This is a genomic window from Kocuria sp. CPCC 204721 (genome assembly GCF_040980945.1).
Classification (GTDB): domain Bacteria; phylum Actinomycetota; class Actinomycetes; order Actinomycetales; family Micrococcaceae; genus Kocuria; species Kocuria marina.
The window spans coordinates 63,389-72,199 of the sequence record NZ_JAVKPO010000014.1; the positions used below are offsets into that span (position 1 = coordinate 63,389).

Sequence of the window (8,811 nt, forward strand, 5' to 3'; positions counted from 1 at the left end):
ACAGGGAAGGCACCACGACGCAGTCCGCCTGCACCGGATCGACCTCGACCACCCGGGGCAAACGTCAGATGCGGTTCCTGACGGTGGGCGGCATCTGCTACCTCACCACCATCGGCATCAACGTCCTCCTCAAGTGGACGGTGCTGGAGGAGAAGCCCACCACTGCGCTGCTCATCGCCACCACGATCGCCAGCGTGGTCTCCTGCTCGCCGAACAAACGGTGGGCCTTCAGCTCGCGAGGCAGCAAGCACCCGGGAGTGGAGGCGTTCCTCTTCGCGGTGGTTACCGGGATCGGCATCGTGATCAACAGTGTGCCGCTGTACATCTCCCGCTACGCCCTCGGCTTCGAGCACCCTCCGCGCTCCCTCCTCTTCCAGGAGGTGGCGGACTTCGTCTCCGGGCCCATCCTGGGCACCGCCCTGGCCATGGTGTTCCGCTGGGTGGCCATGGACCTCATCGTCTTCGTGGAGCGCAAGGCCGACGACGCCTGACGCCACCTGCGCTCCGGTGGGTCTGCGGGCGGTCGCATGTGGCTACCCTGAGCCCATGCCCCGAACTCTGGACGACCTCACCTGGCCCCGCCACACCGAACGGCTCACCGTGGGTCGCCCTGCCCCGGAAGATGCCGACGCCCTGTGGGGGTTGAAGAGCGACCCGGAGCTGAACCGCTGGACCACCCGGATCTATGCCTCGCGCGAGGAGTTCCGCGCGGACTGGGACGCACTGGCCGCCACCCACCTGATGGCCCACTGGGACGGGCGGCTCGCGGCCTATCTCATGGTCAAGCAACAGGACGCATGGTCCCAGGCGGACGTCACCGACCAGGCCAGGGGACAGCAGGTGGAGCTCGGCTGGGTGGTGGCGCCGTGGGCTCAAGGTCGCGGGGTCGCCACGGAGCTCGTGCGTGAGGGCTTGGCCATTGCCTTCGCCATGGGTGTCCACCGGGTGGAGGCCAGCTGCTTCGCGGAGAACACCGGATCCTGGAAGGTCATGGAGAAGGTGGGGATGCGGCGGGAGATCCACAGCGTGAAGGAGTCCCTGCACCGTGACGGTCAGTGGCACGACGGCTACGGCTACGCGATCCTCGCGGAGGATTTCCGCGGGCGGTGAACGCGTCAGGAGCCGCCGGGCACAGCGCCCGGCGGCTCCCTCTCAGACGAGTGCGACCCTCACCGCACCGCGTGCCCTCCCAGGCCCAGCGGCGCATGCCGGTTCACGTCCTTGTACAGCAGATACCGGAACGGCTTGGGACCCCCGGCGTAGCAAGCCTGGGGGCAGAAGGCGCGCAGCCACATGAAGTCGCCCTCCTGGACCTCCACCCAGTCCTCGTTGAGCCGGTACACGGCCTGGCCTTCCCGCACGTAGAGCCCGTGCTCCATCACGTGGGTCTCCGCGAAGGGGATGATCCCGCCGGGCAGGAGCGTCACGATGGTCACGTGCATGTCGTGGCGCAGATCCTTCTGGTCCACGAACCGCGTGGTGGCCCAGCGCCCCTCGGTGTCTGGCATGGGGGTGGGCTCGATGTCCCGCTCGTTGGTCACGAACGACTCCGGCTTCGGGATGCCCGCGACCTTCTGGTAGCGCTTGCGGATCCACATGAACCGGGTGTGCTCGCCCCCGCGGTTGTGCGCGGTCCACGTCTCGCCGGGCGCGATGAACGCGTACCCGCCGGCGCGAGCTCGTGGGTGTCCTCGTCCCCGGGCTCGTCGCCCAGGGTGAGCTCCAGGGAGCCCTCCATCACGAACAGCACGGCCTCGGCGTCCGGATCGTCCTCGGGCTTGTCGGAGCCGCCGCCGGGCGCCACCTCCACCAGGTACTGCGAGAACGTCTCCGCGAACCCGGTCATGGGCCGCGCGAGCACCCACAGCCGCGTGTCCTCCCAGAACGGCAGGTAGGAGGTCACGATGTCCCGCTGCGTGCCCCGCGGGATCAAGGCGTACGCCTCCCGGAACATCGCGCGGTCCGTGAGCAGGTCCGTCTGCGGCGGGTGCCCCCCGCGGGTGGCCCAGTACGTGCGCTCGGTCACGGGGTCTCTCCTGTCTCGGGGCTCGTGCGGTCTCCCGCGGACGACGACGCCGCTGCGCCCGGGTTCGCCACGGCCCGCACCGTCTCCGGGTCCAGGCCCTTCTCGCGCAGCTCGTCCTCGCTCACCGCACCGCACAGTACCCCGCGCACCACGTAGCGGGCGAGGGCTCGGGCGGTGGCGGGCTCGTCCGCCACGTCCGCCGTCTCGATGCCCGGCACGGACCGGCCGGCGTACGCAACCAGGCGGCGGGCGGCGTCGTCGAACGCCCCGCGGTAGAACGCGTAGTTGGTTAGGAACCGCGTGGGCAGCTGGTGGGCGTGCAAGTCCCACCCCTGGTAGAAGCCGCGCTCCAGGGAACGGCGGGCCAGGCTCGCGTGCAGCGCCCAGGTCTCGCCGCGCTGGGCGGCGTCCCCCACGGGCAGCCGGTTGGTGGAGCCGTCCGAGAGCCGTACGCCCGTGCCGGCCTCGGCCACCTGTATCACGTTCTTGGCGTGGTCTGCGGCCGGGTGCTCCAGGGACTGGAACTGCCCCGAGATCCCCAGGGAGGCAGAATAGTCATACGTGCCGTAGTGCCGGGCCGAGACCCGACCCTCCGCGGCGCGCAGCATTGCCGGAATGGGGCACGTGCCGTCCGGGCCCAGGATCATGGCCGGGGTCTCCATCTGGATCTCGAAGCGCAGCTGCCCGGCGGGCAGACCCAGGGCGTCCTCGCACGCCTCGCACGCCTCCACCATCACGGCCACCTGCTCCACCGCGGAGACCTTGGGCAGCGTGAGCACCAGCCCAGCGGGCAGCCCGTCCTCGCTGATCCCCGCCTCCGTGAGCCCGCCCTCGCGCACGAGCGTGCTCAGGAACAGGTCCAGGGTGCGCAGCCCGCGGGCCCGGGTGGCCGCCTCGAAGCACTTGAAGCGGATGCCCGCGAACGCCGGGGCCGGGGCCGCACCGCTCGCCCGGTTCCGGGCGAAGGCCGCCACGGTGTGGGCGGCGCGCACGGCGTCGGTGTCCTCCTCGGCGTCCGGGCGCTCGCCGTAGCCGTCCTCGAGGTCCAGGCGGAGGTCCTCGACGGGTTCCTCGCGCAGCTTCCGCGCCACCCGCTCGACGAGATCGGGTGCCGCCGCGTCGTTGACCCCGGCGAGCTCGGCGAGGGCCGCGAGACCACCCGCTTCCCCGGTCGCCGACGACGCCGTGGCACCCCACTCGGCGGGCGCCCGCTCCGTGACGAGGTCCGCCAGGACGTAGCACGTGTGCACGGGCTGGCGGGTCCCGGAGTCCCCGGGGAGGAACCGTGCGAGGTCAGCGTCCGTGCCCGCGAGCAGCAGGTCCGCGCGGTGACCGAAGCCCGCTGGCAGAGAGGGGGCGGCCCCCGCCGCGCGGGGCGGTCGTGGCGGGGGCCGGGGTGGCGTCCAGGTGCGCCGGTGTTACTTGCTGCCTTCCATGAGGTCGTAGGCGGACAGCGTGAGGAACGCCGGGTAGTCCTCCCTGAGCACCATGTTCGAGATGAGCCGCCCGGCGGGCACGAACCACTTCTCGTAGTTCTCCTGGTCGATCTCACCGCGCAGCACCTCGAGCTGAGTGTCCAGTGCGTCGGAGACGAGCTCGCGCGTGGCGGTGTTGTCGGTGTCCGTGTAGACCACGCCGTTCTTGATCTGCTGCCAGATCTGCGAGCGGGAGATCTCCGCGGTGGCGGCGTCCTCCATCAGGTTGTGGATGGCCACCGCGCCGCTGCCGGACAGCCACACCGCCACGTAGCGGATGGCCACGTATAGGTTGGCGTTGAGCTCCTTCTCGGTGCGCTGGTCCCCCGCGGAGGGCACGTCCAGCAGCATCTCGGCGGTCACGTCCACGTCGGGGCGCTGGTGGTCCACCTGGTTGGGCTTCTCGTCGAGCACGCCGTCGAAGACCTCCTGGCACACGGGCACGAGGTCCGGGTGGGCCACCCACGAGCCGTCGAAGCCGTCATTGGCCTCGCGGGTCTTGTCGTTGCGGACCTTCTCGAAGGCGGCCCGGTTGACCTCCTCATCCTTGCGGGACGGGATGAACGCGGCCATGCCACCCATCGCGAACGCGCCGCGCTTGTGGCACGTCTGCACCAGCAGGTCCGTGTACGCGCGCATCAGGGGAGCGGTCATGGTCACGGCGGAGCGGTCCGCCAGGATGAACTTCTCCCCGGCGTCGCGGAAGTACTTGATGATGGAGAACAGGTAGTCCCAGCGTCCGGCGTTGAGCCCAGAGGCGTGGTCCCGCAGCTCGTAGAGGATCTCGTCCATCTGGAACGCGGCGGGGATGGTCTCGATCAGCACGGTCGCGCGGACGGTGCCGTGCTCGATGCCCAGGTAGTCCTCCGCGAACGTGAACACGTCGTTCCACAGTCGCGCCTCCAGGTACGACTCCATCTTGGGCAGGTAGTAGTACGGCCCCTGGCCGTTCTCGATCAGCTGCTTCGCCGTGTGGAAGAAGTGCAGCCCGAAGTCCGTGAGGGAACCGGAACCGGTCTTCCCGTTGACCGTGATGTTGTACTCGGGCAGGTGCCAGCCGCGCGGGCGCATGACCACCACGGCCAGGGGCACGTCCTCGCGGAGCTTGTACTCCTTGCCCTCCGGGGAGGTGAAGCCCAGGGTGCCGCGGGCGGCGTCGCGCAGGTTGGCGATCGCGTCCACCTGGTTGGCCCAGCTGGGGGAGGCGGCGTCCTCGAGGTCCGCGAGCCACACCTTGGCGCCGGAGTTCAGGGCATTGATGGCCATCTTCGCGGGCGACGCCGGTCCGGTCATCTCCACGCGCCGGTCCTGCAGGGCCGCGGGGGCCGGGGCGACCTTCCAGTCGCCTTCCCGAACCTCGCGCGTCTCGGGGAGAAAGTCCATGGTGCCGCTCTCGGCGGCCTTCGCGCGGGCGGTCTCGCGCTTGCCGAGCAGCTCCTCGCGACGGTCCGCGAACTTCTCGTGCAGCGCCTCCACGAATGCGAGGGCGTCGGATGAGAGGATCTCGTTCGCGGCGGGGATGTTGTCGGGTGTGTTGTGGGTGATGCTCATGGGTTGCCTCCTGGATTTTCGGTGTAGTTTGTACTGCTCATTGCGGGTGCGGCAGGCCCTGCACTCGGTACGACGCCGCCGCACCCGGTCGTTCCCGTCAGCCGGCCTGGGGGGCCTCCGCCACGGACTTCACGGCCTCGGCCACGGCCGGGGCGACGTTCTTGGTCGAACACGCTGGGGATGATGAAGCGCGCGTTGCGCTCGTCCTCGTGCACGCAGTCGGCGATGGCCACGCGGCGGCCGCGAGCACCTCTGAGGTGATCTCGCAAGCGCCCGTGTCCAGCAGCCCGGGGAAGGCCAGCACGCTGTTGATCTGGTTCGGGAAGTCCGGCCGGCCGGTAGCCACTACGGTCGCGGGCTCGGCACCTTCCACGGGGGTGGGCCTCGGGCTCCGGATTGGCCATGGCGAAGACGATGGCGGCGTCGGCCATGGTCGCGATGTCGTTGCCGTCCAGGACATTGGGGGCCGAGACGCCGATGATCGCGTGACCCGCGGCGCCCACGCCGGAGACGACCACCTCGACGTCCTTCAACGCCTTGAACAGGGCGGCCTTGCCCTCCATGACTGGCAGGGCCGCGGCTGGTCCGATGTCACCGAGGCCCAGTATCGCGGTGCCGTCCGTGACCACGGCCACGGTGTTGCGCTTGACGGTCAGCTGCCAGACGTCTTTGGGGCTCTCTCGGATGGGCATGCACACGCGGGCCACGCCCGGTGTGTAGGCGCGGGAGAGGTCGTCACGGTTGCGCAGGGACACGCGCGGGGTGACCTCGATCTTGCCGCCCAGGTGGATCAGGAAGGTGCGGTCGGAGATCTTGTGGACCTTGACGCCGTCCAGGGCGTTGAGCGCGTCGCGCATCTCGTCCCGGTGCTCGGCGTTGGACACGTTGCAGCGGATGTCCACGACGACGCTGTTGGGGAAGGACTCCACGATGTCCAGTGCGGTCACCTGGGCACCGGCGGCGGCCGCCGTGGTGATCTCACTCGTGGAGTTGAAGGTCGCGGGCGCTTCCATGCGCAGGACCATGGAGTAGCCGGGGTGGGGAGCCGCCATGTGACGGGTTTCCTTCCGAGTCGAGCGGAACCGCGGTGGCCCGCTACCTATCCGTATTGTGGAAAATAAATTTCATTGATTGAATCCTAGGCGTAGAGTACGAGGCATGACAAGGTCTTCGTGAGACTTGTTTCACATTGCGGTCACCGTACGCGACCCCACGCGGGGCGGTGATCGCTCCGGCAGCAGAGGGAGAACGGCCATGGCCGAAGGCAAGAGTGCGGGCGGCGTGCAATCGGTGGAGCGGGTCTTCGACCTGCTCAACATCATCACCGCGTCCGGAGGGGAGTCCTCCCTCAGCGAGCTCGCATCCCGGGCGGATCTTCCGCTGCCCACCATCCACCGGTTGCTACGCACCCTGATCCCGCTGGGCTACGTGCGTCAGCTGCCCAACCGCAGTTACGCGCTGGGCCCCGGACTGATCCGCCTCGGCTATGCGGCGGGCCTGCAACTGGGCACCTACGCGCAACCAGTCCTGCAGGGGCTCGTGAACGAGCTGGGAGAGTCTGCCAACATGGCGGTGCTGGACGGTCACATGGTGGTCTACGTGGGTCAGGCGCAGTCCTCCCGCTCCATGCGCATGTTCACCGAGGTGGGCCGGCGCGCCCACGTGCACGACACCGGTGTGGGCAAGGCGATCCTGGCGACCCTGCCCGAACAGCAGGTCGTGTCCATCGTGGCGTCCATGGGCATGCCTACCCCCACCGAGAAGAGCCTCGGGACTGTGGACGAGCTTCTCGCCGATCTCGAAAAGATCCGAGAACGCGGCTACGCCGTGGACGACGAGGAACAGGAGATCGGCGTGCGCTGCTTTGCCATGGCACTGCCGGATGCACCCACACCCACTGCGATCTCGGTGTCCGGGCCCACGTCCCGCGTGGACTGGGACTTCGGCGACCGCGCCGTGCCCCTGTTGCGCGAGGCCGCCGAGCGGCTGTGCGGACAGCTGGCCCAGGCCGGCTGAACGCCTTCGTCCGAGTCTCGACGCCGCGTCGGTCCCGGTACCGTTTGGTCCATGGGCTTCAGAACCGCCTGGCGGCAGCCCTCAATGCCCGCGCCAAGCGGTCGCTGTCCTGCGGTGTGTTGTACAGGGCGGGGGTCACACGAATGACCTCGCCGTTCGTCATACCGCCGCGACGCACCGTGAATATCCCCCACGCCTTGGTGAGGTGGTCCGTGATGGCCACGCTGCGTTCCCGGGTCGTGTTCCCGTCGATCCGGAAGGACGTCAGTGCGCCGTACATGCGCCGATCCTCCGGAGTCATAATGGTCAGATTGGACACGTCCAAGACCTGGTGCACCCAGCGATCACGCAGGTACTGCAGGCGCGCGAACTTGTTGGCGGCTCCCACGGCTCGGTGGAAGTCCAGAGCCGCCGGGACTGCCAGGTAGTTGGCCGAATTGGCGGTTCCCGTGTGAACCCGTGATCGCACGTCATCGGCGTCGTGGTCCTCGTCCACAAAATGACGATCGATATCGGGAAGGCGATCCTTCTTGATGTAGAGAAAGCCGCAGCCCAGCGGTGCGCCGATCCACTTGTGCAGATTGAACCCCACGAAGGGGCTCTCGAGATCCCTGACGCTGAAATCCACATGGCCCCACGAGTGCGCGGCATCCACGATCGTGTCGACCCCGTGCTGCGCGGCCATCCGGCTGATCTCCGCGATTGGCAGCTTGAGGCCCGTGCGGTGGGAGATATGGGTCAGCAGGAGCAATGTGATCCGCGGATTGTCCCGGAGCAGCTTGGTGTAATGATCGATCACGTTCTGGTACGTCGCGGGTTCCGGGATCGCGGTGGCGATCACGTCCACCCCGCGGCGGTCCTTGAGCCACTTCATGGCGTACTGCATGGAGTCGTAGTCGAGATCGGCGTAGGCCACGGCGTCACCGGGCTTGAGCTTGTTGTAGCCACCGATCAGGGCCTGTAGCGCCTCCGTAGCGCCGCGCGTGATGGCGATCTCCTCCACGGAGCACCCGACAGCTTCCGCCAGTCGAGCCCGCACATCTGTGATGCGCTCCTCGTACGCGTTGCGGAGGAACCAAGAGTTCTGTTCCTGGATGGTCCGGTTGGCGTGGGCATAGGCATCTCGTACGTTCTGAGGGTTCGCTCCGAAGTACCCGTTCTCGAAGTCGGTGACGGGCATGTCCATGCGGAAATGCCGTGCGACGGTGCGCCAGTACTTCTCGTCACGGGCCAGGCGGCCTGCGGGGGTCCGCGGTGCAGTGGGCAGTCCGGAGGGGTCTCGACCATGGCGCCCACCCTGGTGGGCGTGGGCGGGGGAGGTGACGAGGCCGCCCGCCGTCAGCGCGCCCAGGCTTGCTGTTCCCGCGACCAGATTTCGGCGATTGAGTTCCATGATGTGCAGGCCCCCGGAAGTGTGCTGATGTGCACCACAGCCTGGATCCCGGACATCGCCACTAGTCAAACTGAAAATTTCCAATGGACGATCCGCAGATGAAATTCGGCTGCGCATCACGGTGCCACGCGGGCGGGGCCCTAGCCTGCGGGCTGCGTCGTCGAACCAATCGACTCATCGGGCAGTCATACGGGGTGCTTCTCGCCGGCCCATCACGGCCCGGGCACGGTGAACGCGCGGCGGTACGTCACTGTGCCGCGCGGTGTGGGGGCGTCGTGGTGGTGGGTTGGTGGGTTAGGCGTCGCCTCCGGTGTTACCGCTGGTGCCGGCGGCGGGGTTGGTGAGGTCGT

The 8,811-nt window shown here is 68.4% G+C and carries 6 protein-coding genes and 2 pseudogenes; 3 read left to right on the top strand and 5 right to left on the bottom strand.

Going from position 1 to position 8,811, the window contains the following annotated elements:
• Window positions 1–68 precede the first annotated feature (68 nt).
• Together RF637_RS11465 and RF637_RS11470 are read left to right on the top strand one after the other, a co-directional pair.
• Window positions 69–491 (top strand): GtrA family protein, encoded by a 423-nt coding sequence (locus RF637_RS11465; protein WP_368844895.1) that lies wholly within the window; start codon window positions 69–71, stop codon window positions 489–491.
• A 55-nt stretch (window positions 492–546) separates the two neighbouring features.
• Window positions 547–1,110 (top strand): GNAT family N-acetyltransferase, encoded by a 564-nt coding sequence (locus tag RF637_RS11470; RefSeq protein WP_368844896.1) that lies wholly within the window; start codon window positions 547–549, stop codon window positions 1,108–1,110.
• A gap of 59 nt (window positions 1,111–1,169) precedes the next feature.
• Here the strand turns inward: RF637_RS11470 and RF637_RS11475 are convergent.
• The 4 genes and pseudogenes from RF637_RS11475 to RF637_RS11490 all read right to left on the bottom strand — a co-directional run bounded on the left by RF637_RS11475 (window position 1,170) and on the right by RF637_RS11490 (window position 6,104).
• Window positions 1,170–2,026: pseudogene (locus RF637_RS11475) on the bottom strand (bifunctional allantoicase/(S)-ureidoglycine aminohydrolase).
• Window positions 2,023–3,276 (bottom strand): aldolase, encoded by a 1,254-nt coding sequence (locus RF637_RS11480; RefSeq protein ID WP_368844897.1) that lies wholly within the window; start codon window positions 3,274–3,276, stop codon window positions 2,023–2,025. Before RF637_RS11480 ends, RF637_RS11475 begins: the two are co-directional and overlap by 4 nt.
• A 168-nt stretch (window positions 3,277–3,444) precedes the next feature.
• Window positions 3,445–5,052: a malate synthase A gene (gene aceB / locus RF637_RS11485; RefSeq protein WP_368844898.1), complete on the bottom strand. Its 1,608-nt coding sequence runs from the start codon at window positions 5,050–5,052 to the stop codon at window positions 3,445–3,447.
• Window positions 5,053–5,149: 97 nt separating this feature from the next.
• Window positions 5,150–6,104, bottom strand: a pseudogene (locus RF637_RS11490) (malic enzyme-like NAD(P)-binding protein).
• A gap of 202 nt (window positions 6,105–6,306) precedes the next feature.
• Here RF637_RS11490 and RF637_RS11495 point away from each other — a divergent pair.
• Window positions 6,307–7,068 (top strand): IclR family transcriptional regulator, encoded by a 762-nt coding sequence (locus RF637_RS11495; protein ID WP_035964809.1) that lies wholly within the window; start codon window positions 6,307–6,309, stop codon window positions 7,066–7,068.
• Window positions 7,069–7,126: 58 nt separating this feature from the next.
• Here RF637_RS11495 and RF637_RS11500 read toward each other — a convergent pair whose 3' ends face one another.
• Window positions 7,127–8,461 carry an aminotransferase class V-fold PLP-dependent enzyme gene (locus RF637_RS11500; protein WP_368844899.1) on the bottom strand — a complete coding sequence of 445 codons (1,335 nt, stop codon included), beginning with the start codon at window positions 8,459–8,461 and terminating at the stop codon, window positions 7,127–7,129.
• Window positions 8,462–8,811: the final 350 nt, after the last annotated feature.

Bases quoted from the DNA above. Each gene is read 5' to 3' on its own strand.
- RF637_RS11465 (WP_368844895.1), top strand. From the start codon at position 69: ATGCGGTTCCTGACGGTGGGCGGCATCTGCTACCTCACCACCATCGGC.
- RF637_RS11470 (WP_368844896.1), top strand. From the start codon at position 547: ATGCCCCGAACTCTGGACGACCTCACCTGGCCCCGCCACACCGAACGG.
- aceB (WP_368844898.1), bottom strand. From the start codon at position 5,052: ATGAGCATCACCCACAACACACCCGACAACATCCCCGCCGCGAACGAG.
- RF637_RS11495 (WP_035964809.1), top strand. From the start codon at position 6,307: ATGGCCGAAGGCAAGAGTGCGGGCGGCGTGCAATCGGTGGAGCGGGTC.
- RF637_RS11500 (WP_368844899.1), bottom strand. From the start codon at position 8,461: ATGGAACTCAATCGCCGAAATCTGGTCGCGGGAACAGCAAGCCTGGGC.